The organism is Mariniflexile sp. (assembly GCF_041583155.1).
GTDB lineage: Bacteria > Bacteroidota > Bacteroidia > Flavobacteriales > Flavobacteriaceae > Mariniflexile.
In genome coordinates, this window is the sequence record NZ_JBFHGK010000021.1 from 11,829 (window position 1) to 37,414 (window position 25,586).

Annotated in this window: 17 protein-coding genes and 1 pseudogene; 4 read left to right on the forward strand and 14 right to left on the reverse strand. The window is 33.2% G+C overall.

Annotated features, from left to right (window positions below; translation table 11 throughout):
- Window positions 1–43 precede the first annotated feature (43 nt).
- Window positions 44–1,174, reverse strand: a pseudogene (gene tgt / locus ABYI63_RS09405) (tRNA guanosine(34) transglycosylase Tgt).
- Window positions 1,175–1,352: 178 nt separating this feature from the next.
- Between tgt and ABYI63_RS09410 the strand changes: the two are divergent.
- Window positions 1,353–1,937: an outer membrane beta-barrel protein gene (locus ABYI63_RS09410; RefSeq protein ID WP_372755811.1), complete on the forward strand. Its 585-nt coding sequence runs from the start codon at window positions 1,353–1,355 to the stop codon at window positions 1,935–1,937.
- A gap of 94 nt (window positions 1,938–2,031) precedes the next feature.
- Here the strand turns inward: ABYI63_RS09410 and ABYI63_RS09415 are convergent, their stop codons facing one another.
- The 7 genes from ABYI63_RS09415 to ABYI63_RS09445 form a co-directional block, all read right to left on the reverse strand.
- Window positions 2,032–4,302, reverse strand: a complete 2,271-nt coding sequence (locus ABYI63_RS09415; protein ID WP_372755813.1) for an aconitate hydratase — start codon at window positions 4,300–4,302, stop codon at window positions 2,032–2,034.
- A 212-nt stretch (window positions 4,303–4,514) separates the two neighbouring features.
- Window positions 4,515–7,292 carry a bifunctional aconitate hydratase 2/2-methylisocitrate dehydratase gene (locus ABYI63_RS09420; RefSeq protein ID WP_372755815.1) on the reverse strand — a complete coding sequence of 926 codons (2,778 nt, stop codon included), beginning with the start codon at window positions 7,290–7,292 and terminating at the stop codon, window positions 4,515–4,517.
- 276 nt (window positions 7,293–7,568) lie between these two features.
- On the reverse strand, window positions 7,569–8,705 hold the full coding sequence (locus tag ABYI63_RS09425) for an acyltransferase family protein (RefSeq protein WP_372755817.1): 1,137 nt from the start codon (window positions 8,703–8,705) through the stop codon (window positions 7,569–7,571).
- Window positions 8,706–8,726: 21 nt separating this feature from the next.
- Complete coding sequence (locus ABYI63_RS09430) at window positions 8,727–9,680, reverse strand: AAA family ATPase (protein WP_372755819.1); 954 nt, start codon at window positions 9,678–9,680, stop codon at window positions 8,727–8,729.
- Between the two features lie 4 nt (window positions 9,681–9,684).
- The gene (locus ABYI63_RS09435; RefSeq protein WP_372755821.1) at window positions 9,685–11,139 is read right to left on the reverse strand and encodes a peptidylprolyl isomerase; all 1,455 of its coding nucleotides are present in this window, start codon (window positions 11,137–11,139) and stop codon (window positions 9,685–9,687) included.
- Window positions 11,102–11,956, reverse strand: a complete 855-nt coding sequence (locus ABYI63_RS09440; protein ID WP_372755823.1) for a peptidyl-prolyl cis-trans isomerase — start codon at window positions 11,954–11,956, stop codon at window positions 11,102–11,104. The genes ABYI63_RS09435 and ABYI63_RS09440 overlap by 38 nt, the downstream gene beginning before the upstream one ends.
- Entirely contained in the window at window positions 11,957–13,912 is a 1,956-nt protein-coding gene (locus ABYI63_RS09445) for a peptidylprolyl isomerase (protein ID WP_372755825.1), read from the reverse strand.
- Window positions 13,913–14,058: 146 nt separating this feature from the next.
- On the opposite strand from ABYI63_RS09445, the gene ABYI63_RS09450 reads away from it, so the two are divergent.
- Both ABYI63_RS09450 and ABYI63_RS09455 read left to right on the forward strand, forming a co-directional pair.
- Complete coding sequence (locus ABYI63_RS09450; RefSeq protein ID WP_372755827.1) at window positions 14,059–14,295, forward strand: hypothetical protein; 237 nt, start codon at window positions 14,059–14,061, stop codon at window positions 14,293–14,295.
- A gap of 25 nt (window positions 14,296–14,320) precedes the next feature.
- Entirely contained in the window at window positions 14,321–15,298 is a 978-nt protein-coding gene (locus tag ABYI63_RS09455; RefSeq protein ID WP_372755829.1) for a bile acid:sodium symporter family protein, read from the forward strand.
- An 86-nt stretch (window positions 15,299–15,384) separates the two neighbouring features.
- Here the strand turns inward: ABYI63_RS09455 and guaB are convergent, their stop codons facing one another.
- From guaB to ABYI63_RS09485, 6 genes are all read right to left on the reverse strand, one after another.
- Window positions 15,385–16,857 (reverse strand): IMP dehydrogenase, encoded by a 1,473-nt coding sequence (gene guaB / locus ABYI63_RS09460; protein WP_372755831.1) that lies wholly within the window; start codon window positions 16,855–16,857, stop codon window positions 15,385–15,387.
- Window positions 16,858–17,002: 145 nt separating this feature from the next.
- Window positions 17,003–19,768 carry an outer membrane beta-barrel protein gene (locus ABYI63_RS09465; protein ID WP_372755833.1) on the reverse strand — a complete coding sequence of 922 codons (2,766 nt, stop codon included), beginning with the start codon at window positions 19,766–19,768 and terminating at the stop codon, window positions 17,003–17,005.
- A gap of 83 nt (window positions 19,769–19,851) precedes the next feature.
- Window positions 19,852–20,343 carry a hypothetical protein gene (locus tag ABYI63_RS09470; RefSeq protein ID WP_372755835.1) on the reverse strand — a complete coding sequence of 164 codons (492 nt, stop codon included), beginning with the start codon at window positions 20,341–20,343 and terminating at the stop codon, window positions 19,852–19,854.
- Window positions 20,344–20,871: an FMN-binding protein gene (locus tag ABYI63_RS09475; RefSeq protein WP_372755837.1), complete on the reverse strand. Its 528-nt coding sequence runs from the start codon at window positions 20,869–20,871 to the stop codon at window positions 20,344–20,346.
- Window positions 20,872–21,067: 196 nt separating this feature from the next.
- Window positions 21,068–22,228 carry a hypothetical protein gene (locus ABYI63_RS09480; RefSeq protein WP_372755839.1) on the reverse strand — a complete coding sequence of 387 codons (1,161 nt, stop codon included), beginning with the start codon at window positions 22,226–22,228 and terminating at the stop codon, window positions 21,068–21,070.
- Between the two features lie 168 nt (window positions 22,229–22,396).
- A complete protein-coding gene (locus tag ABYI63_RS09485; RefSeq protein ID WP_372755841.1) occupies window positions 22,397–23,260 on the reverse strand; it encodes a hydroxymethylglutaryl-CoA lyase in 864 nt (287 codons plus the stop codon).
- Between the two features lie 445 nt (window positions 23,261–23,705).
- On the opposite strand from ABYI63_RS09485, the gene ABYI63_RS09490 reads away from it, so the two are divergent.
- Window positions 23,706–25,580: a T9SS type A sorting domain-containing protein gene (locus ABYI63_RS09490; RefSeq protein ID WP_372755843.1), complete on the forward strand. Its 1,875-nt coding sequence runs from the start codon at window positions 23,706–23,708 to the stop codon at window positions 25,578–25,580.
- Window positions 25,581–25,586: the final 6 nt, after the last annotated feature.

Genomic DNA, 25,586 nt, shown 5'->3' on the forward strand with positions numbered 1-25,586 from the left:
AAATTAACTTTTTATTTTTTAACTTTCTACTTTTAACTTAAACCTATAAACGGTTATCCATTTGTTTAACCATCTTGTCTTTCCATGTTCTAAAATCTCCAGCTAATATATGTTTTCTTGCTTCGCGAACCAACCATAAATAGAACCCGAGATTATGAATAGTTGCAATTTGTTTTCCTAACAATTCATTAACAGTGAACAAATGTCTTAAATAGGCTTTGGTATATTCCGTATCTACGAAGGTTATCCCCATCTCGTCCACAGGTGAAAAATCGGCTTCCCATTTTTTATTTTTAATGTTGATGGTACCATACGCAGTAAACAACATACCGTTTCTGGCATTTCGGGTAGGCATCACGCAATCAAACATATCAATACCTAACGCTATATTTTCTAAAATATTGATTGGCGTTCCAACACCCATTAAATATCGAGGCTTATCTTCTGGCAAAATTTCTGTAACAATATCGGTCATGGCATACATTTCCTCTGCTGGTTCACCCACTGAAAGTCCTCCAATGGCATTCCCAACGGCACCTGCATTTGCAATATATTCGGCAGATTGTTTGCGTAAATCCTTATAGGTACTACCCTGAACAATTGGAAAGAATGCCTGACTATAATCGTATTTATATGGTGTTTTTTCTAAATGATTTATACAACGATCTAACCAACGATGCGTCATGTGCATAGAGCGTCTGGCATAATTATAATCGCATGGATATGGTGTACACTCATCAAATGCCATAATAATATCGGCACCTATGGAGCGCTGAATTTCCATCACATTTTCTGGTGTAAAGGTGTGGTAGCTACCATCGATATGCGATTTAAACTTAACCCCTTCCTCTTTTATTTTTCTATTGGCAGATAGAGAATATACTTGATAACCACCTGAATCGGTTAAAATATTTCTGTCCCAATTCATAAATTTATGAAGGCCACCAGCTTTTTCAATAATATCAGTTTGCGGACGTAAATACAAATGATAGGTATTACCTAAAATAATATCTGGATTTATTTCATCCTTAAATTAACGTTGATGTACACCCTTTACCGTCCCCACTGTTCCAACAGGCATAAAAATGGGAGTTTCAATCACCCCATGATCGGTTGTTATTTTACCAGCCCTTGCTCTGCTTTGGGTGTCTTTTGCGTTTAATTCAAATTTCATTTTTCATTCTTTTGTCATCTTTAAATAGAAATTCCTAATGCTTTGTTCTATTTATGAATAACCTTTCAAGTTGGCAAAGATAAATAACTGAAAAATGATATTGATTGTAATGAAAAGAAAATAATTTTGGTTTGGCAGCGTTTTTGATATAATAATTCAAATCTAAAAAAAGTACATTATGAAAAACCTATTTTTAATTTTATTATTAGTTACTGTAATCCCTACCACTGCCTTTGCACAATCGGCTACTGGCTTTGGTTTAAAAGGTGGATTAAATTACAATGCGAATGGCGATTATTTTGAGTCTATTGGGGATAACGCTCAACACCCCGACAGGAATGTGGGCTACCATATTGGTTTGTTTGGAAAAATTGGAAATCAAATCTATTTTAAACCTGAGGTAGTTTACACGAGTACGAAAAGTGATTATAACGACGACAGTTTTGAAATGCAAAAATTAGATGCACCTTTATTGGTTGGTTTAAAAGTATTAGGGCCTATTAGTGTATTTGGAGGTCCTTCGCTTCAATATATTTTAGATACCGAATTTGATGGCATCTCCATTAGTGAGGTAAAGGACGAGTTTTCCGTTGGTCTTAATTTTGGAATAGGACTTAACTTCAACAAAGTTGGAATAGATGTAAGATACGAACGTGGTTTTAGTGATAATGAAGCCACATTTATTGGAAATAATGGTGTTGGCACGAGCAGATTAGATACAAGACCAGAACAGCTAATATTAAGTTTATCTTTGATTTTATAAACACAAATTATTAATATAATTAACTATAAAAGCCATTAAACTTTATGTTTAATGGCTTCTTTTTTTATATTCTTTTCTTAATTAAATATACTTCTTAAGATGCATTTTGCCTTTTAATTAAATTTAAAGCAGAACCAGCGTTATACCATTCTATTTGGGGTTGATTATAAGTATGATTTAATTTGATTAAATCCTTGCTTCCATCTACATGAACAACCTCTAATGTTAATTGTTTATTTGGAGCGAAATCTTTTAAATCAATAAAGTTAAAAGTATCATCTTCTTGTATTAAATCGTAATCTGATTCATTATCGAATGTTAAACCTAACATCCCTTGTTTTTTAAGATTTGTTTCATGAATACGTGCAAACGATTTTACAATAACTGCGGCAACACCTAAAAAACGTGGTTCCATCGCGGCATGTTCTCTAGAAGAACCTTCTCCATAATTATGATCACCCACCACAATTGTTTTTATTCCTTTTGCTTTATACTGACGTTGTACATCTGGCACACCACCGTACTCTCCCGTTAATTGATTTTTAACAAAGTTTGTTTGTTTATTAAAAGCATTTACAGCTCCTATTAAGCAATTGTTCGAAATATTATCTAAATGACCACGGAAACGTAACCAAGGTCCAGCCATACTTATATGATCTGTAGTACATTTACCAAAAGCCTTTATTAATAATTTAGCGCCATTAATGGTATTTCCTATTGGTTGAAAAGGTTCTAGCAATTGTAAACGTTCAGAATTTGGGTCTACTTTTACCTGAACATGACTACCGTCTTCCTCAGGTTCTAAATAACCATTATTTTCAACAGCAAAACCTTTTGGAGGTAATTCCCAGCCTGTTGGCTCTTCAAACATAACCTCTTCTCCTTTCTCATTAATTAATTTATCAGTCATTGGATTAAAATCCAAACGACCTGCAATGGCAATAGCCGCTGTTATTTCTGGAGATGCTACAAAGGCATGCGTATTTGGGTTACCATCAGCTCGCTTTGCAAAATTTCTATTAAAAGAATGTACAATACTATTTTTAGGTGCGTTTTTTGGGTCGCTATAACGTGCCCATTGCCCTATACAAGGCCCACAAGCATTGGTAAATATTTTAGCATCTAATTTTTCGAAAATTTGCAAAATACCATCACGTTCTGCTGTATATCGCACTTGTTCTGAACCTGGATTGATTCCCAATTCCGCTTTCATCTTTAGACCTTTATCAATAGCTTGTTGTGCTATAGATGATGCACGTGATAAATCTTCATATGACGAGTTAGTACAAGACCCAATTAAACCCCATTCTACAACAATAGGCCAATCGTTAGCTTTAGCTTTTTCCGTCATTTCTTTACCAACCGTAGTAGATAAATCTGGTGTAAAAGGACCGTTTAATAAAGGACCTAATTCCGACAAGTTAATTTCTATGACCTGATCAAAGTATTTTTCGGGAGAAGCATACACTTCAGCATCAGCTGTTAAATACGCTTTCACCTTATTGGCTGCATCAGCAACATCAGCTCTTTCTGTTGAGCGTAAATAACGTTCCATAGACTCGTCGTAACCAAACGTAGATGTTGTTGCTCCTATTTCAGCGCCCATATTACAGATCGTTCCTTTTCCTGTACATGACATAGCTGTAGCTCCCGGTCCAAAATATTCAACAATTGCACCAGTTCCACCTTTAACCGTTAAGATTTCAGCAACTTTCAAAATAACATCTTTAGGTGCGGTCCAACCTGATAATTTACCTGTTAACTTCACTCCTATCAATTTAGGGAATTTAAGTTCCCAGGCCATACCTGCCATAACATCCACTGCATCGGCTCCGCCTACACCAATAGCAACCATACCTAATCCTCCAGCATTAACAGTATGAGAATCGGTACCAATCATCATCCCTCCTGGGAATGCATAATTTTCTAAAACTACTTGATGAATAATTCCTGCACCCGGTTTCCAAAAACCAATACCATATTTATTAGAAACAGATTCCAAGAAGTTAAAAACTTCGCTACTTACACTATTTGCGTGTTTTAAATCGGCTGCTGCTCCATCCTTTGCTTGAATTAAATGATCGCAGTGTACCGTGGTTGGTACTGCTACTTTATTTTTACCTGCTTGCATAAATTGCAGCAAGGCCATTTGCGCGGTTGCGTCTTGACATGCGATTCTATCTGGGGCAAAATCCACATAATCTTTACCTCTTTCAAAGGCTGTTGTTGCGACTCCGTCCCAAAGGTGATTATATAATATTTTTTCGGATAATGTTAGTGGTTTACCAACAATTTCTCGGGCAGCATCTACGTGTTCCTGCATTCTTGCATACACCCCTTTTATCATATCAATATCAAATGCCATAAATTTTTATTTTTTAATTTTATTAATTTGAATAACACAATATACGAAATATCTCAAGGCTGTAAAAATTGATTGTCAGTTTTAATGTTTTTTAACAATGGTGGATTTTTGTTATTTACTTTTACTTAAATAGAAACTAACTCTTCATAAGGTATAAAAAAAGCCTAGGTTTAAACCTAGGCTTTTCAATTATGTTTATGTAAACTAGTCTATTACTTCACTAATAACTTACTTGAAGGTTTAAACTTAGTTAAATTAATACCTACTACAGCAGATTGATATTCAGCTAAATTTGGCGTTCTTCCTAATACTGTTGATAAAACTACCACTGGAGTTGAAGATAATAAAGATTCTCCTTTTTTCTCGTTTGAATCTTTAACAACACGCCCTTGGAACAAGCGCGTTGAAGTTGCCATTACCGTATCACCTGGTTCTGCTTTTTCTTGGTTACCCATACAAAGGTTACAACCTGGGCGTTCTAAATATAACATGTTTTCATATTTAGTTCGTGCCGCTGCTTTGGGATCGTTATCATCAAACTCAAAACCTGAGTATTTCTGTAACACTTCCCAATCGCCTTCTGCTTTTAACTCATCAACGATATTGTATGTAGGAGGTGCCACTACTAGAGGAGCTTTAAACTCAACTTTACCTTGTTGGGCTTCTATGTTTTTCAACATTTGAGCTAAAATTTTCATATCACCTTTGTGTACCATACACGATCCTACAAAGCCTAAATCTACTTTTTTAGTACCACCATAAAAAGATAACGGTCTGATAGTATCGTGAGTATATCGTTTTGAAACATCGGCATTATTTACATCCGGATCTGCTATCATCGGCTCTTCAATCTTATCAAGATCAATAACAACTTCTGCATAATATTTGGCATTTGCATCTGGCCTTAGCGCAGGTTTTTCTCCAGATTTAATTTCAGCTATACGTTTATCAGCTATAGCAATTAAACCTTTAAGAACTTCCAATTTATTATCCATGCCTTTATCTATCATGATTTGGATTCTTTCCTTTGCAATCTCTAAAGACTCAATTAAAGTAGCATCTTCCGAAATACAGATAGAGGCTTTAGCTTTCATTTCAGCAGTCCAATCCGTAAATGTAAAGGCTTGATCGGCAGTAAGTGTACCTAAATGAACTTCAATTATTCTTCCTTGGAACACATTATCTCCACCAAATTGAGAAAGCATTTGAGATTGTGTAGCATGAACCACATCGCGGAAATCCATATATTCCTTCATGGTGCCTTTAAAGGTCACTTTTACTGATTGTGGAATTGGCATTGTAGCCTCACCTGTAGCAAGAGCTAACGCAACAGTTCCTGAATCTGCACCAAATGCAACCCCCTTGGACATACGTGTATGTGAATCCCCTCCAATTATGATTGCCCAATCATCAACCGTAATATCATTTAACACTTTGTGAATTACATCGGTCATTGCGTGATATTCACCCTTAGGATCGCGGGCTGTAATTAATCCAAAATCATTCATAAACTTCATTAATTTTGGAATATTAGCCTTAGACTTGTTATCCCAAACTGAAGCTGTATGACAACCCGATTGGTATGCTCCATCAACAATAGGAGAAATAACTGTAGCAGCCATCATTTCCAATTCCTGAGCCGTCATTAATCCGGTAGTATCCTGAGAACCTACAATGTTAACTTCAACACGAACATCAGAACCGGCATGCAATATCTTGCCTGGTGTAGTTCCTACCGCATTTTTATTAAATATTTTTTCGACTGCAGTTAATCCTTGACCTTCAATAGAAATTTCTTTTGAAGTAGCGTATACTTGAGGAATTTCAATTCCTAAGACTTTGGCTGCAAAGGTTTGTAATTTTTTACCAAAAACAACCGCATAAGATCCTCCCGCTTTAATAAACTCCACTTTTTGCGGTGTTAATGACGCTGAAATATCTATTAACTCTTTACCGTCTTTGTATAATTTTTTAGTTTTTGTATTAATGGTTAAAACAGTTCCTGTTTCTACAGAATACACTTGTTCTAAAACTGGTTCACCATCTGCATTTACAATAACATTACCTTCAGCATCTTTTTGCTTAACCCAGTTTTTAAGATCTATTCCAATACCTCCTGTTACACCAACCGTGGTTAAGAATATTGGCGATATTCCATTCGTTCCGGCAATAATTGGTGCTATGTTAATGTAAGGAACATATGGACTAGCTTGAACCCCTGTCCATAACGCCACATTATTTACACCAGACATTCTTGAAGAACCTACCCCCATGGTACCTTTTTCTGCAATTAACATCACACGTTTATCTGGATGTTTTTCTTTAAGAGCTAAAAGTTCATTTTGCATGTCTTTATTATGCTCAAAAATACACTGACCGTGTAATTCACGATCTGATCTAGAATGCGCATCAGCACCTGGTGATAATAAATCTGTTGAAATATCACCTTCACCAGCGATAAACGTAACTATTTCAATTTCCTCTTCAATGTCAGGGAGTTTTGTGAAAAATTCTGCTTTAGCATAACTTTCAATAATTTCCTTAACAACTGGATTTCCCGCTTTGTAAGCTTCTTCTAAACGCTTTGTATCGGCATCGTATAAAAACACTTGGGTTTTTAATACTTTTGCGGCTTCTTCTGTAATGGCAGCATCATCTCCTAAAAGTAAATCTAAAAGCACTTCTATTGAAGGCCCTCCTTTCATATGAGATAATTGCTCGAATGCAAAAGCAGGTGTGATTTCTTCAACAACTGATTCACCAAGTATAATTTCTTTTAAAAATTTAGCTTTTACACCTGCAGCACTAGTTGTTCCAGGTAATGTGTTGTAAATAAAAAAGTTTAAAGAATCTTTTCTGTATGGATTTTCTAAATCTTTAATTTGTGCAATTATTGCACTTGTTAATTCAGCTCCATCAATAGGCTTAGGGTGTAACCCTTGAGCTTTTCTTTCTTCAATCTCCTTGATGTAATCATTGTAAATGTTCATATTAGAAAGTCTTTTTCGTTTTTTAGCTTGCTATAAACACCCTGTTCGTAGATTCAGTAAACTGATTACAAACTTTAATATTCATATCAAAAGCCCTTGTATAGTTATTATTTTTTTAAAAGTGTTGCAAAATACTAAATTAATCTAAGCTTCAAAAAATAAACTTTCAATACGATTCGATGCCATAGCGAATTTATTATTGTCACATTTTAAATTAATCTGGTTATGTTTTTTTCATTAATTTCAGATTATTAATGATTATTCAATAAAATTAAATCAATAAAATTGACTTCTAATGAAATTGGAATCCCTTAATTTGGTGAGTGGTGATTCAAAATAAATAAAAAGTAAGTAACTAAGTAGGTAGGTTGCTGCCCAATAAAAAAGCAATACTATTAGTTTAGATAACAAGTTAATCTCAGAAACATCTATGAAATAGGTAATACTTAATAAAACAATAGAATAATTAACCAAATACATAGCGTAAGACAATATACTGATTTCTGTAATTTGCCTCTTGAACAAAGGTTTAATTTCATTTGAAACTGCCAAGGGAAACAACAAAAGCAAACTAATTGAAACAATGGGTAGGTAAAATATATTATAAAATAGCGATGCATTTTCTGGAAGCCAATTAAAAACAAAAATACCAACATGTAAACCAAAAAATACAGTTAGTCCAAAGTAAAACAAGCTTGTTCTGTAACGCTCCCAACATGGTTTTAAATAAACGGCGATATAAGCTGCAATAAACCCATAATAAATACTGTCTATTCTATAAATAGTCACTTTACGCAATTGACGACTCCATTCTTGTCCGTTGCTTATAATATTATTGCTATGAAACTTCAACCTAAGCAAAGTAACACAAGCTATGAGCAAAAGAGTAGCTGCTAAGTATAAGTATTGTTTAGGAAACACTTTAAAAAAAGAAATTAGCAGATATAGAAATAAAGGTCCTAAAATATACGCAAACTCTTCGATAGTTAAACTCCAAGATTCTGTAAAGAAATCGGGTTGGCTAGAAGAAAAATTCTGTAAGAACACAAAATATTTACTAATGCCCTTTACTATTTCACCATAAAAAAAAAGACCTAAAATGATGTTTATGGTAAGAATTAGAAAATAGTTAGGTAAGGTTCGGAACCAACGGCGTATCCAGAAATATGTAAAATCTTTGAACGCTAACTTACCTTGCTTTAATTGTTTTAAAATAATACCTCCAATTAAAAAACCACTTAAAACAAAAAACAAATCCACACCAATAGTCCCAAAAAACTGAATGATTGTTAATAACGTGTGCTCCTCATCTGGGAACAATAATAAGGTAGAGTGTGAAAATAAAACTAGTAGAATTTCTATAGTACGGATGATATCCAATCCAAAAATCCTATGTTTATAATCTATATCCATAGTGATTTTAAATCAATACTTTTAAAACAAGCTATTGATTATTTGTGCTTCTGAAACACCTTCCGCCTCAGCTTTATAGTTTTTAATTATGCGATGTCTTAAAATACTATGCGCTACCGCTTGAACATTTTCCATATCTGGAGAAAACTTTCCATTAATAGCTGCATGCGTTTTAGCTGCTAGTATTAAATTTTGAGATGCTCTAGGTCCCGCACCCCAATCAATGTAATTTTTCACCAATTCATTAGCTGTATCACCATTCGGTCGTGTTTTACCAACCATGGCTACAGCATATTCTATAACATTATCAGCTACAGGAATACGACGAATTAAATGTTGAAATTCTAAAATATCTTTAGACGAAAACAAGGCGTTTATTTTCACTTTAACATCAGAAGTTGTTGCTTTAACAACTTCCACTTCTTCTTTAAAAGTTGGATATTCTAAGTTTATAGCAAACATAAAACGATCCAATTGTGCTTCTGGTAAGGGATAGGTACCTTCTTGCTCGATTGGATTTTGAGTAGCAAGAACGAAATAAGGCAATTCTAATTTATAATTATGACCAGCTACCGTTACAGAACGCTCCTGCATCGCTTCTAATAAAGCTGCTTGCGTTTTTGGAGGTGTTCTATTAATCTCATCAGCTAAAATGATATTTGAAAAAATAGGGCCTTTTATGAATTTAAAATGACGGTCTTCATCTAAAATTTCACTACCTAAGATATCACTTGGCATTAAATCTGGTGTGAACTGTATGCGTTTAAAATTAAGTCCTAAAGCTTGAGCTATGGTATTAACCATTAAGGTTTTTGCCAAACCAGGAACACCGATTAATAGCGAATGTCCACCCGAAAAAATAGAAATTAATATTTGATTTACTACCTCATCTTGCCCAACAATAACTTTGGCAATTTCAGTTCTTAAATCTTTATATCGTTTTACAAATTGTTCGATAGCAGCTACATCAGACATACGTTTACTTTTTTAACCAGTTGCTAGAAAATTCACAATTTTTAAAATCTCCACTAACTTTAATGTAAGTATCAAGAATTTTTCTTTCTTGCCATTTTGAAATCGCATTTATCTTTTTCTCGTCTTCTGCTAGTTTCTTAATTTTCAAATAATCTCTTGCATAATCAGCCTTATGTTCATCGATTCTATCGGTAACCATCAAAATTTTAAACTTAGTCTTTCCAGTTCTATCTTCCTCTTTTAAAACAAGGCTTACTTCATTATCCTTTAAATTTTGAATTTGTGAATACAATTCGGGCTCCATTCTAGTTAATTCAAAATTATAATCTTGTGTAGTAGGATTAATTAACTGTCCACCGTCACCTCTTGTTTCTTTTTCGTCACTCGCTTCTCTAGCAGCATCAGCAAAGGAAATTTTCCCTTCTACAATACGTTCTCTTATTTTTTCTAAGCGCTCTTTTGCTTCCTTTACAGCTTCCGATGAAACTTTAGGAGTTAATAAAATATGAGCAACGTCGTATTCTTGTCCTCTTATTTTATCGCATTGAATAATATGGTATCCAAAATCGGTTTCAAATGGTTCTGAAATTTCACCTTCTTGTAGTGAGAATGCTACTTGCCTAAACTCTTTAACCATTCGGGGTTGTTTTCTATTTAATGTATATTTCCCTCCTTTACTTGCAGAACCAGGGTCTTCAGAATATAAAACGGCTTTTGAGCGGAAACTGGCTCCGTTTTCAATAATGTCAGCTTTAAATTCTTTTAATCGGTTAATAATACGTTGCTTTTCCTCTTCTGCTATTTTAGGTTCTGTAACAATTTGTGCAACTTTAAGTTCTGTTCCAAAAGTTGGAAGCTCATCTTTAGGTATTCTATCAAAAAATGCACGAACCTCTTCTGGGGTTACTTCTACTTCTTCAACAATTTTAGCTTGCATTTTTTGAGCTAGCTGATTGCTTTTATTAATTTCGAACATCTCATCTCTGAAAGATTTTTCGTCGTCCTTATTATAAAACTTCAATAATTCAGCCATAGATTTTCCAGATTGTTCCAAAAATTGTTCAACTTGATAATCTACATTTCTTCTTATTTCAGCATCAGAAACTTGAATACTATCTTGTATGGCCCAATGTGCGTATAATTTATCTTCCAACAATTTTCCGAACAATTCGCAATCCGAAATGTCTTTAGAATCGTAACCACCCGCTTCTAATTGTAATCTGTTTTTTGGAATATCTGAATCTAGAATAATATAATCACCAATTACGGCAGCTACACCATCAACTTTTTTAGCATTTTTGCTTTTGGTAGAATCTACTTTTTTTGTTGTTTGTTTTACAACTTCGTCATTTATAATTTCTTGAGCAAATGTGTTATTAATAAATACAAAGGCAATTGATAATATAATGAGTTGTTTCAAGTTATTTATAGATTTCAAATTGTTTATTGTTAATGGCATCTTTAGTAATATCTTTTTCTAGTTCTCTAATCAGTTCAAGCTTTCTTTGATTAACGATTATTTGGTCTATCGTTGGCTTAACGTACTCCAATGGAGCCGTATCATTTCGTAACAAGACATCGTTAATTTGCATCAAATATACTCCTAATGAATCTTTGAGTTGTACAAAATTAGATTTTTTTAACAGTTGATTTTTATTTTCCACCGTTATAGCAGGGATTTTATTAATTACCTGAGTGACCTTTACCCAAATAGTGTCGTTTAGTGAATAAGATTTAAACTGAATGGATATATCGTTTAAATCATTTTTGTCTTTAGCATTAAAGCGTCTAAATTTATCTACTATTGTTTTGTAATTGCTAATATTTTCATCTAAATGAATATAACGAAGTTTTAGTAATTCCTCATTTAATCTAAAAATATCTTTGTTTTGATTATAAAAGGTTTCGGCTTCTGATTTTGTAACCGTTGTATTCATATCTCGGTTTACAATAGCCTCTATATAAGCTTTTGTGTATAAATCGGTCTTGTATTGCTCTACCAACCTATCAAATTCTTGTTGTTTGGTTTCACTTAAATTCACTTTTGCCCCATCCAAGAATAGCTGTTGGGTTGCCCAACGGTTAATAAAGTTTTGTACGAGAAGAATACTATCTTCTTTTGATGCGTCTTCAGAAACTAAATCCTTAACATCGTCATAATACAAATACGTGTCATTCACTCTGGCAACAGGTACCCTATCGTCCGTCTTTTTAAAAAAATTACAAGACGTAACAGCCATTAAAAGTAATACTCCGATTATAATTTTTTTACGCACCTACTGGTTTTTTATTTGATTTTTCACCTGCTTTAAAGCTTCCTCATTTACAACCACCTTGTATTTGTTAGCCAATTCTTGAAGCCAAAGTTCCTCTTTATGGGTTTGATAATCACTTATAACCAAACCTTTAGCTTCCTCTAAAGTTTTGATAGTTTCTGGTAATACTTCTTTAACTTGTACTATTACAAAAGCGCCATTATGACTTTGTATTTTGGAAACTCCAGTTTTAAAAATAAAGTTTTTTGGCAATGCCTGGTGTTCGCTATCCATGATGTCCTTTGTAAAGATAACATCTATTTTATCATTACTATTAATTAGTGCCTTAATTTGTTCCAAAGCCATGCCTTTTTCTAACAATTTTGCTACTTTTTTAAGTGTTTTTTGACTGTTAGAAGATGCAACAATAGCATCAACTCGCTGTGGTGTAATATACTTGCTTTTATGTAAATTATAGTAATTTTCAATTTGTAACGAATCAGATTTAGCCGAATTCCAAATGGTATTCTCCATTAAATCAAAAAGTAACAAGCCATCTCTATACTCAGAAACAATATTCGCATAATCCTCATTTTCATCTTCCAAATTATCTTCTTGATATTGCACAACACTTGTGTTTAAAAATGATGTGTAATTATTAGAAACTAGAATACTAAAATCTATTTTATTTAAAGTATTACGTTGGTTTCCTAATAAATAATTACCAAAATCCTGATACGTAAATTGCTGGTTTCCTATTTTAACCAAAGGCTTATTGCCTTTAAAATCTTTAGGAAGTTCCCATGTTCCTTTAAAGTAATTATCATTTACAATAGATGCAAAATAGCTCAAAGCCGGTTGCTCATCACTTACTTTATACTTAGCTTTAAGATTACTAAAAAGGGCATCATCTATTAGTTTTGAACGTTCATCTTTCTTCACCTTTTGCTCTAATTCCAGTTTCATAGTTTCAAAAGATTCCACTGGTTTTTTACCTAGCAATTTCATGATATGCCAGCCATAAGCCGTTTTGAAAGGTTCAGACACATCTCCAATTTCCTTTAAGCTAAAAGCCGTATCTTCAAATTCAACAGAGTTAATTTGACCAGCAGTAAAAGGTGCCAATTTACCGCCATTTTGGGCAGAATTACCATCATCGGAAAACTGCTTGGCTAATGCTTCAAAAGCTTCACCCTGATTTAGTTTTTTATAAATATCTTGAATTCTCACATCTGGTTTTTCTGCTAAAGAATCATTTTGTTTTTCAACCACCATAATATGTGCCACAGTACGTTCTCCCCTTGAAGCCCGCTTATCTTGAACATTTACAATATGATAACCAAATTGAGTTCTAAACGGTTGTGAAATATCTCCAACCTTCGTATTAAAAGCAGCGTTCTCAAACTTATAAACCATTTTAAAACCGCCAAAGTAACCAAGGTCTTCACCATAAACGGTTTGCCCGTTGTGCACTTCTTTTCTAACAGTTTCAAATCCTTCTTTTAATGCTCTATTTCTTAGTTTTATTATTTCGTTATATGCTTTTAAGGTGTCCTGAGGACTTGCATTACTGGGAATTTTCACTAAAATGTGAGCTGCTTTAACTTCGTTGGCAACTCTATCATAAGCTTCTCTTATTAATACATCAGTTACCTTAGCATCCGCCATATAACTTTTGGCTAACTGACTTTTATAACTTGCCAATTCTCTTTTATAAGATTCTTTCTCCTGAAGTTCTAAAGCTTTTGCTTCCTTTAATTTTAATTTGTAATTAGTAAAAAGTGTTAAATACTCATCTACACCTTTTTGAGATTCATCTTGAACTAAATCTAAATTTTTATTATAAACTCTTAAAAATTCCGATATATAAACAGGTTCATCATCTACTGAAAAAAGAATGTCTTTATTGTCAGATTGCCCATAACCACAGAAAATTGAAATTGAAAAAAATAAAATAAATAAATATTTGTAGTTCATTTTTTAATGATTTTATTGCTAGCACAAAAATAGCAATATAAACCTTTTATGCAAGTTGCTTTAACAAACGATTAAAAAGCTAAAATATTACTGTATTAGATGATATATTTTTACCTTTCGCACATTATTCACTTTTGAAAAAACACATGCGAAAACTAAAATTAATTTGGGATTTTTACGGTCCAGATGCCAGTAAAATTGCTAAACATCATGAAATTCATTTAAAGGAATACCTTGCATTAGAAAATTCGAATATTACAATTACTGGATTTGAAAATATAACCGATAGTCATGCTATTGCTTTTCTGGTTGTTGAAGAGGCAGCCATGAGACCTTTAAGAGATGCATTAAAACCACACAGAGGCCAAGTTTATTCAAATTAGGTTTTAAAAATTAAAGTATTAAAAAATGAAACCAAAAATTGATAAATTTGTTTTAGCTATAATCTGTATTGTAATTTTAGCTTACTTTTTTCCATTTTGGGGAAGCCAGAATAGTCCAGTCCCATTAAATCTTATTGGAAGTATAGGCGTGTCTTTAATCTTCTTTTTCTACGGATTGAAATTAAGTCCAGAAAAAATTAAATCCGGTTTAAAAAACTGGAAATTACATCTATTAGTTCAAGCCTCGAGTTTTGTTCTATTTCCTTTAATTGTTATCGCTATATATCCCTTTATAAGTTCTGAAAGTAATCTTACAATATGGTTAGGATTTATGTTTTTAGCTGCATTACCTTCAACAGTATCATCATCGGTGGTTATGGTTTCTATTGCAAAAGGTAATATTCCAGCTGCTATTTTTAATGCCAGTATTTCTGGACTAATTGGAATTGTTATTACTCCTTTATGGATGAGTTTATTTTTAAAACAAGCCTCAAATGATTTTGATTTGGGCAGCATTTACCTAAAACTAATTACCGAAATATTGTTACCAGTTATATTAGGTATTGCATTACAGCGCTATTTTGGAGATTTTGCAAGGAAACATCTTCGATTATTAACCTTATTTGACAAATCAATAATCCTCTTAATTATTTATAAAAGTTTCGCACAGTCCTTTGAAGAAAATGTTTTTAATTCGGTAAACATGGTTGATTTATTACTAATATTAACGGCCGTTATTATTCTTTTCAGCGTTGTGTATTTTATTATTGGCAAATTCGCGACCAAATTAGGATTTGATTTAGAAGACCGAATAACAGCACAATTTTGTGGCACAAAAAAATCGTTAGTACATGGTACCGTTTTTTCGAAAATTCTATTTAAAAACACTGCATCTGTTGGAGTAATTTTGTTACCCCTTATGCTTTTTCACTTCATTCAAATATTCATTATTAGTATTATTGCTTCAAAACTAGAAAGGCAAGCTGTTATTTCTGAAGTTTAATTGAGTTACTCTAGTATTTATTCATAAAAAAAAGGCTTTAATATTTCAATTAAAGCCTTTTCTATTTATATTATTTCAATTATTATCTATCTAGAATAATTAGGAGATTCCTTTGTAATTGTTACATCATGCGGATGACTTTCGTTAATACCACTTGCTGTAATTTTCACGAAGCGACCGTTTTCTTTTAATGCTTCTATATCTTTAGCACCACAATAGCCCATGCCTGCACGTAAACCGCCTATAAACTGATGAATACTTTCATATAAATCACCCTTATAAGGTACACGTCCTACAATACCTTCTGGAACTAACTTTTTAATATCGTCTTCTACATCTTGGAAATAGCGGTCTTTACTACCTTCTTTCATTGCTTCTACAGACCCCATACCACGGTAAGATTTAAACTTTCTACCTTCGTAAATAATGGTTTCTCCTGGAGATTCTTTTGTTCCTGCTAAAAGCGAACCTAGCATCACCGTATCAGCACCGGCTGCGATGGCTTTTGGAATATCCCCTGTATAACGAATACCACCATCTGCAATTACAGGAACACCACTGCCTTTAATAGCAGCCGCAACTTCTAGTACCGCAGAAAATTGTGGAAATCCAACTCCAGCAACAACACGTGTTGTACAGATAGAACCAGGTCCTATCCCCACTTTAACTGCATCTGCTCCGGCTTCAACCAAATATTTGGCAGCTTCACCAGTTGCAATGTTACCTACAATAACATCTAAGTTTGGGAATTTTGCTTTTATCTCTTTTAAAACACCCACTACACCTTTGGTATGTCCGTGTGCGGTATCAATTACTACAGCATCAACTCCTGCATTTACCAAAGCCTCTGCTCTATCAACGGCATCACCAGTAACACCAATAGCAGCTGCAACGCGTAATCGACCAAATTGGTCTTTATTAGCCATTGGCTTCTGACTTAATTTTGTAATATCTCGAAATGTAATTAAACCAGACAATTTATAATTATCATCAACAATAAGCAGTTTTTCAATTTTATGTTGTTGAAGAATAATTTCTGCATCTTTTAATGAAGTTCCAACGGCTGCAGTTACAAGGTTTTCACTAGTCATTACCTCAACAATTGGGCGCTTTTTGTCGTGTTCAAAACGCAAATCACGATTGGTAACAATTCCTTTTAATGTACCATCTTCTGCTACGATAGGAATTCCTCCAATGCCATATTCCGCCATACATTGCTTCGCATCTTTTACAACAGCTGTAAGAGGCAATGTAACGGGATCTATAATCATGCCACTCTCTGCACGTTTCACCTTTCTAACTTTTAAAGCTTGCGCTTCAATTGTCATATTTTTATGCAACACCCCAATGCCACCTTCTTGCGCCATGGCAATAGCCATTTTACTTTCGGTTACAGTATCCATGGCAGCCGAAATAATTGGCACGTTAATGGTAATGTTTTTCGTAAATTTTGTTTGAATATTTACTTCGCGAGGAAGTATTTCTGAGTATGCTGGTACTAAAAGAACATCATCATAGGTTAATCCTTCTCCTAGTATTTTATTTACATGTGCAATCATGGTGCAATTAAATTATAATTGCGTGCAAATATACACATTTTTTCTGTTTTGAATCATTAAATTTCAACTAATAAAAATGGTTTGTTTATCTATAATACAAATAAGCAAACCATTCCACTAAATTTATTAAAAAGAAAAAGGAATTTTACCTTCTTCTTGATCCGCCTCCGCCGCCATAGCCGCCTCCACGTCTTGAATTGCCATCGCCTACATTCATGTTTTGTCCTGCAAAACGACCAAACTTATAAACAAAGGTTAACATAAAATATTGTTCCAGGATTTTATTTTCCACATCTTGAATAGATGTTTCACTAACAGTTCTGTTATATCCATTATTTTTTGCTAAAATATCATAACCTACAGCTGTTAATGTTGCTTTATTATCCCATAATTGAACACCTAAACCAGCGTTCCAAAAAACAGCGGCACCATCAAATTCGTCTCCAACTCTACTGTTATATCTATACGATACTTTGTTTGTAAAAAAAGCATTTTTTAAGAAAAACATGTTGGTTTCTAATCTTAAATTCTGAACAAAATAATCGTTATCATCATAAATATCTGCATCATATTTTGTTTGCGTTAAGGCATAGCTATAGGAAGAATTGATTTCTATTTTTTTATTATATGAATAACTAAAAGACAACGATGGCCTTATGGTGCTTGTTTCGGTGGTAAACCTAACTGCATTTTGTATGGAACGAATGTTTTTAAAATCGCCATTAATCCTTAAGTTAATATTGTAACTCGTATTTTTACTAAAATATGATTTTGAAATAGCTGTATTCCCTGATAATGAATAATCACCATTTATATTTTCATAGGTTGTATATTTTATTAAATCGGCATCGGTAATTACAGAATTAATAATTTTATCTTGAACAAATGCTGCTTTAGCATTCGCTGAAATATTGATATTGTTGAACGCTATATTATTTTGATATCTAAAATTAATATCATGATTAATGGCGGGCTCTAAAAAGGGATTACCCGTTTTAATATTTGTAATATTACTAACATCAGCAATTGGCTGTAGCTGATTCATTGATGGCAAACTTACATTCTGATCGTAAGACAAATTAATGTTCTTATACCCTTTATCATCACGATAGCGCACTGAACCGGAATAGGTTAAATACTGAAATTCATTTCTAAAATCGCGAGCTTCAATAATATTATCTTCATAGCTTCTATAAGTATTTGTATAAGCGCTTTCTACCTCAAATCTAAAATCTTTATAATCATAACGCAGGGCTAAGGATGGCTTAATTGTAGTGTTTACATACCTACTATCTATACTAATCTGATTATTAAAAATAGTGTAATCATCGGTGGTCTCATCGTAATCATAAATCGATTTTTCGTCCTTTTGAGAGTTTATCGATGCAGTATACCTTGGAATCATTACAAAATTTGTGAACAATTCTTTATTCCATCTGGCATTGAAGTTTACTTTAGATCCTGAATTATCTGTTGTTGAAATTTGATCCTGAACAATCTCTGTGTTTTTAGATATTAATTCATTTCTTGAATAACTAGAACTCTCTGCGTCTTCACTATCAAAGGCTGTTGTAAGTCCTAGATAGAAATAATCGCGTCCTTTACCTGTTCTTGATATTACACTAAACTCATTACTAAAATCATAATTGGTGGTAAATGAGTTGCTTTCAGAAAAATAATTACTTACCTCTTCTCCATCCGCATACTGCGAATCTCGTGTTACTGTAGAAAAGGCATCGTTATTGGAAGTGCTAAAATTAGTTTTGTTTGCAATTTGAACATTACTTCTGCCAATCTCATTCTTAGGTTTTACTAAATATCTTATATCTGAACCAGCATTATGACTATCGGAATCTGTAAAGCCACTACTCTCGGCATTTGTTATATAATTTAAATTAGGTAAGAAATTTTCTGTATAACTTTTTTGAGCTCTATCGTTATTTTGGCTACTGTAGCGGTAATTAGCATTTACTTGGGTTTCATCCCACTTTCCTTTTGAAAAATTGGCACCAACAAAATCGGATTCTATGTATCCATTACTGGAATCGGCATCGGGTAAAGCGTTGAATCCTCTGGACATATTTATATTGTTTGTACCCATAATAATCCCTAATTGCTTACCTTCAATTAGCTGAAAGAGGTTGGCATTAGCTTGGTATTTTTCATCGGTACCATAACCTAAATTAACATCACCAAAGTAGGCTTTATTTTGTCCTTTTTTAATTTTTAAGTTAATTTCTTTGGTACCAGAATCGGAGTCTTCACCAGTAAATTTTTGCATATCCGACTTATAGTCTGTTACTTGCACCTTACTTACCGCATTACTAGGAATGTTTTTCAAGGCGATCTCACCATTTTTCTCACCAAAAAAACGCATACCATCTACATTAATAGCTTCTACAGCCACACCATTTACGGTTATAGCCCCGTCGATATCTATTTCAACACCAGGAAGTTTTTTTAGCAAATCTTCCACCTTATCATTCGGCAAGGTTTTAAAACTATCGGCATTGTACTCAATAGTATCTTTTTTAATTAAAATAGGTGGTGCCTTCGCTATAATGGAAACAACATTTAACTCCTCAACCAAGTCTTCCAAGGTTAAATCTCCTAAATTTAATTGTTTTCCAGCGGGTACATCCAAGTTTCTTTTATACGGTTTATACCCCATATAGGCCACATTAAAAATGGTTTTTGAATCATTATCTGCATTAACTTGAATAGAAAATTGGCCGTTCTTGTTGGTAATCCCATAAGCAATGGGAACACTATCTTTTATACTTTGAAGATATACTGTTGCACCTTCTAAAGCATTTGAAGCTTGGTCTTTAACAGCTCCTTCAAGTGTAAATCTCTGCGCAAATAAAGACGTAGAAAAAAGTAAAAATAGTAATAGTTGAAGTTTATTCACGATAATTGGTTATTAAGTCTGCTGTTTTGACTCTCGAACCAAATAAAGGTTTAAAGTATAAATGTTAAAAAAAACTTAATATACTAAGGATTCTTTTGAAGCAATTGTTTAAGAATAACTAGTACTGAAATGCTGAAGGTAAGAGTCATTAATAATCCAGAAACCATAACAATATACTTAACCCAAAGTACACCGCACCATAACAAATAAATACCCCCAAAGGTAAGTACAACAGATAGAAAAGGCTCTATCATTAAAAACAACTTTAGTTTTCTATTTAATTTGGTAATGGCAACAATTATTCCAGTTAAAAAGAAAATAATAGACATGGATAAAATGTGGTTATGAACTAAGGTAAGCATTTCTTTAGCACTTTTTTTAAAGCGCATAACCTCGGCATCTTCATCAGACTCGTTGCCTAAATACTGTAATTCTATGCCATTAGGATTTGCGGTAGATGTTTCTTTTACAAATAATAAACCTGTATAAAAACCAATACTTAAAACGATTATAAATATACCTATTAATAATTTTAACTCTTTAGGTAAGGTAAGTATTAATCCGTTTAGTTGCATTTACAATATTTTTTTTGAGTGAAGTATTTTTAAAGATTGTAAAAGATCGTTCATGGCATTAGTCATGGAACGCACTGATATTGTAGCACCAGAAATGGCCATAATATTATCGCCATATTTTAGTTCGTCGCTACTTTTTTTGCCCTCAAACTGTTTTAACCATCGTTTACTTCCTATTTCGCCGCCGTATTCTTCTCTATACATTAGCACTCTTGTTGTTATCACAATTAAATCTTTATCTAGAAGCACGAAATAGTCGAACTGAGCGGTTTTACTTGGGGCTTGAGCTACGTATGCATATCCTAATAATTTTTTATCTTTTTCTATTTTGAAAAGATTGTCTTGTTCAAATTTTGATGGCAGATTTTTTTTAATATCTGAAGCAATGGATACGCTTGTTAAACTAAAATCATCTATGTTGTAATGTTCTTTAATTTCTTTATCTACCTTTTTTTGAATGTTCTTTGGGAGTCCAAAAGCCATTAAAATAAAGGTTATTATTAAAAAAGTTAGTTGTTTTAGTTTCATGGTGCAAAAATATTGAATTATTTTTTCATTGAACAGTTAATATATCAAATAGCTAAAGCAAAACGATTTTTACTTTAGCTATTTGCTTGGTTGCGTTAGGGATAGTAGTGGAAAGCCCACAGCTAGTCGCGATAAAATCGCGACTAGCGAGGACTTGTAACATATAGCCCGACCCTTGCGGTAACGCCAAATTTAATTAGAACCAAACCCCAATACCGAAGTTTAGTCTATTTGCTACATCAGAACCAGCTTGCGCATTATTTCTGATTTGATAATCGCCTTTTAAAACAACTCCAGGTGCAATATGGTAGCTTAAACCCGTGGTTAAGTCGTTTCTATTATATGAATCATTTCTTACTAAAGCACCTTCAGTATCGGCATGTGTATCGTATTGCTCGTATCTAGCAAATGCAAATAATCGCTGCTCTTTTTCTTGTGGTAATAAGTTAAAAGCACCTTCTAAATACCAACCTTGTAATTCACTACCTAAATTAGCATTATTTAATGTATTATAAGCTTCTGAATCGCTGATGTTTGCATGAATAAACTGTCCACGTGCAGTAAAACGTTGGTAGGCATAACGGGCATCTAAGCCTATCATGGAGATACCTACATCGGAGCCATCAAGCATATCTACAGCATCCAGAGCTTGTGTACGACCAAAGTAACCAGATAAACCTAAACGCAATCCTGGAATACCATAATGATCTAATTTTACTGATAAATTTGGTTTATTAATTGTAGATTGAATCCCCTTTTGTCTTCCATTACGTAACCCATTGCTGCCACCTAAAGTGCTCGTACCGTTTAAGGATTGAAAACCATTAAAAACATAGGCTTGGTAGCCTAAAGAAATTTCGTTAAATCTACCTGTAACACCTACACCTATTTCCCTCCAAGTTGAAGGTACTATAACGTTATCCACTTGTGGGCGTTCTACACCATTAAATGTTGTTGGCTCGTGATATTCGTTAATAATACCCATAGGCACTAACATTAAACCACCTCGTAAGCTTACATTCGGAGCTATGTTATAATTAACAAATGCTTGCTCAATATATACTTCGTAAACGTGCTCAAACTCTACCTCTGTTACAAATTGTGTTTTTTCATTGAATTGATAACCAAAAAGAAGAACCAAACGTTGAACATCTAACTCGCCATTAGAAGCCTCTGGTTGGTTATAAGTTAACTCACCATAAGCACCCACGGTAACTGATTTTCCATAGTTACCAGATAATATGCGTTGTGCTGCGTTTAATTGCTTTTGAGGATCGAATGTTATAGAATCCTGAATAGTTTGTGCATATGCTAAAGACACAAATAAAATTGAAATTAGTAAAGTTAGTTTTTTCATTTAAAATTAAATTGCTGTTTTTATTTAGACTTGTTATAGATAACATATTAATTATGCCGCAAAAGTAGCAGACAAAATGAAATCTACAAAGTTTATTTAGATTAATTTTAAATAAATTTTAACAATTTATTAGTAAAGTTTTAAGCTTGTAATATTTCCCTCTAAAAATTAAAAAAAAGTTTTAAAAATCTTAGTAGCCTCATTATGCGCACTCTCAAAACTCAGTGCGTTTAAAGGATTATTTTTTTGTGTAGTAAAATAAGATAACAACTTTTCGGTAGGCATATTACCAATTAATTCATCTTTAGCCATTGGACAGCCACCATAACCTTGAATGGCTCCATCAAAACGCGTACACCCTGCATTATAAGCTGCATCTACTTTTTCAAACCAAGTTTTAGGAGAGGTGTGCAAATGGGCACCAAACTCAATATTTGAATATTGTGGTATTAAATTAGAGAACAGATAACTGATACTTTCTGGAGTTGAAGTTCCTACCGTATCGCTTAAAGATATTATTTTAACACCCATAGCGCTTAATCGTTCGGTCCATGTCCCTACTACATCCACATCCCAAGGGTCTCCATAAGGATTTCCAAACCCCATTGATATGTATACAACAACTTCCTTACTGTGTTTGTTTGCAATTTCTAAAATTTCTGAAAGCGTAATTACCGATTCCGCTATAGTTTTATGCGTATTACGCATTTGGAAATTCTCAGATATTGAAAATGGATAACCTAAGTAATTAATTTCAGAATATTTACTAGCATCTTCAGCTCCCCTGGTATTTGCTATGATAGCAAGTAGCTTACTTGTGGTTTTACTTAAATCTAATTGTGATAACACCTCAGCTGTATCAACCATTTGAGGAATGGCCTTGGGCGATACAAAACTGCCAAAATCAATTGTATCAAACCCCACTCGCAACAACGATTGGATATACTGTACTTTTCTTGAAGTGGGTATAAAATCTCGAATGCCTTGCATGGCATCTCGAGGACATTCAATAATTTTAATTGGACTTGGCATTCTATATTTTAAATATGCCGATAAAAATACTATAATTTTTATAAAAGACGAATCAAAAAAAAATAGCTGAAAATATTGTTGTAATTAACTTAAAAATTATGGTCCTAAAATTCTGTTACAATGAAATTTCCATTATTTAAAATATCAATTTAAAAACCACCAAATCCTAAAATATTCTAGAAGGGTTAATGATAACCACCACAGTTATCAAACAGACCATTAAATTGTACATAAATTTAGGCAATTTTAGTAAGGCAATTTATACTAAAATACTAAAAACGGATACTAAAAACAGTGATATTCGCAATATAATGATCAAATAGTCGACATTTCTCACGGTTCAACGTTTTTATTATTACATGGCAACAATTAAAGATATATTTGATAAAAATGTTTTCCCCAAATGAATATTTTTAGACCTACATATTCTTTTTTAATCATACTGATGTTAGTATCGTTTGTAGCTAAGGCGCAAATCGAATCTGCTTCTTGTGGTACCGTTTCTACCGAAAAATCGCAAGAATACCTCAACAGCATCAAACCTCAATTAAAAATATACGAACAGGCATTTATTAAGCAACAGTTTTCGAAAAATTCGGCAATAATTGGGAATGCTAACGCCATTCCTATAAAAGCACATATCATAAGAAATTCTAACGGAACGGGTGGTTTATGCGTTGAAGATTTAAATAATGCTATTACAAGTTTAAATGCTATCTATGCGAGTGCATTTATGGAATTCTTTTTGTGCGACAATATCAATTATATTAATGAAGATACACTTTGCCATTTCAAAAAAGGAGATGAAAAATCACTTGTTGAGGCTAATAATGTTGCAGGACTTATTAATATCTATTTTACCGAATATATAGAAAACAACTCGGATGAAAGTATTTGTGGCTACACCGATAATGAAGGTAGAAATGATGTAATTGTTATGAAAAACAGTTGCGCTATAAATGAGTCTTCTTTAGCTCACGAAATAGGACACTTTTTCTCATTAGTGCACACCCATGGGCCTGACGACACTAAATCTACAGAACTTGTTGATGGCAGTAATTGTGATACGGATGGTGATGGTATTTGTGATACGCCAGCCGATCCAAAATTAACTTCTAAAAACGTTAATAACTATTGTCAGTATATAGGAACAACTACTGATGCCCACGGACACACTTATTCGCCAAAGGTTAACAACATCATGTCTTATGCCTATAAAGCTTGTAGAACTGAGTTTACACAACAACAATTGGCGCGGATGTATGCTTATTATTTAACAGCAAAAAGCTATTTATCATGTCCTGATTTTAATGCCAATATTACTGTTGATGTTAGCGAAACATGCAACGAATCATTAACCGTAAATTTTGATAGTAGTTGTAAAAACATTACAAAATGGGAATGGGATATGAATAGTGATGGTGTTATTGATTACACTACTAAGAACCCATCCCATACATTTACAAGTGGCATTTACGATATAACATTAACCGTATCTAATAAATCAAAATCAATTAAGAAAACACATTCTAAATTTATTAAAGTTGGTAATACAGAAGTGCTCTTCGATGAAAATTTTGAATCTACATCCTTATTAAACGATCTTAATTGGACTATTAAAGATGTTACTGAAAATGGATATAATTGGTTGCTAAATAGAGGTGAGACGACTTCAATAAATACTGGACCAATCTTAAATAAGTCATCGAATAACCAATACCACACGTATATGTATGCGGAAGCTTCGGGGGCGAAAATTGGAGATGTAGCAGAATTCATTTCTCCATGTATAGACGTTGTATATGACAATACTGAGCTAGAATTTTCGTATCACATGTTTGGTAAAGGCATTGGCGAATTACATGTAGATATTAAGACGGATAGTGTTTATATAAGTGATGTAATTCCAGCTCTAATAGGTAGCCAACAATTAGCACAAGATGATGATTTTTTAATTTCTAATATTGATTTATCTGAATATGTAAATCAAACTATAAAAGTTGTTTTCAGAGCTGTAAGAGGCAGTAGTTGGGAAGGAGATATAGCTATTGATAATATACTTATAAAAACCATTGGGGTTCAAATTTCTGATAATGGCATCAACGTTTACCCAAATCCGATGCAAGGGGATATACTATATGTAAACGGAATAGATCCAGACGATAATTCCAATTACCAAATTTCTAATTTAACTGGAAAAGTTATTACAAGTGGTATATTAACTAACGAACAAATAAACCTTAGTAATTTACGTTCTGGGATGTATTTACTAACCCTAAGTAATAGCAAATCGGTTATCACGAAAAAGATCATCAGATAAACTCTT

Excerpts from the sequence above, each read along its gene's own strand:
- ABYI63_RS09410 (WP_372755811.1), top strand. The coding sequence starts at position 1,353 with ATGAAAAACCTATTTTTAATTTTATTATTAGTTACTGTAATCCCTACC.
- ABYI63_RS09415 (WP_372755813.1), bottom strand. The coding sequence starts at position 4,302 with ATGGCATTTGATATTGATATGATAAAAGGGGTGTATGCAAGAATGCAG.
- ABYI63_RS09420 (WP_372755815.1), bottom strand. The coding sequence starts at position 7,292 with ATGAACATTTACAATGATTACATCAAGGAGATTGAAGAAAGAAAAGCT.
- ABYI63_RS09425 (WP_372755817.1), bottom strand. The coding sequence starts at position 8,705 with ATGGATATAGATTATAAACATAGGATTTTTGGATTGGATATCATCCGT.
- ABYI63_RS09430 (WP_372755819.1), bottom strand. The coding sequence starts at position 9,680 with ATGTCTGATGTAGCTGCTATCGAACAATTTGTAAAACGATATAAAGAT.
- ABYI63_RS09435 (WP_372755821.1), bottom strand. The coding sequence starts at position 11,139 with ATGCCATTAACAATAAACAATTTGAAATCTATAAATAACTTGAAACAA.
- ABYI63_RS09445 (WP_372755825.1), bottom strand. The coding sequence starts at position 13,912 with ATGAACTACAAATATTTATTTATTTTATTTTTTTCAATTTCAATTTTC.
- ABYI63_RS09450 (WP_372755827.1), top strand. The coding sequence starts at position 14,059 with ATGCGAAAACTAAAATTAATTTGGGATTTTTACGGTCCAGATGCCAGT.
- ABYI63_RS09455 (WP_372755829.1), top strand. The coding sequence starts at position 14,321 with ATGAAACCAAAAATTGATAAATTTGTTTTAGCTATAATCTGTATTGTA.
- guaB (WP_372755831.1), bottom strand. The coding sequence starts at position 16,857 with ATGATTGCACATGTAAATAAAATACTAGGAGAAGGATTAACCTATGAT.
- ABYI63_RS09470 (WP_372755835.1), bottom strand. The coding sequence starts at position 20,343 with ATGCAACTAAACGGATTAATACTTACCTTACCTAAAGAGTTAAAATTA.
- ABYI63_RS09475 (WP_372755837.1), bottom strand. The coding sequence starts at position 20,871 with ATGAAACTAAAACAACTAACTTTTTTAATAATAACCTTTATTTTAATG.
- ABYI63_RS09480 (WP_372755839.1), bottom strand. The coding sequence starts at position 22,228 with ATGAAAAAACTAACTTTACTAATTTCAATTTTATTTGTGTCTTTAGCA.
- ABYI63_RS09485 (WP_372755841.1), bottom strand. The coding sequence starts at position 23,260 with ATGCCAAGTCCAATTAAAATTATTGAATGTCCTCGAGATGCCATGCAA.
- ABYI63_RS09490 (WP_372755843.1), top strand. The coding sequence starts at position 23,706 with ATGTTAGTATCGTTTGTAGCTAAGGCGCAAATCGAATCTGCTTCTTGT.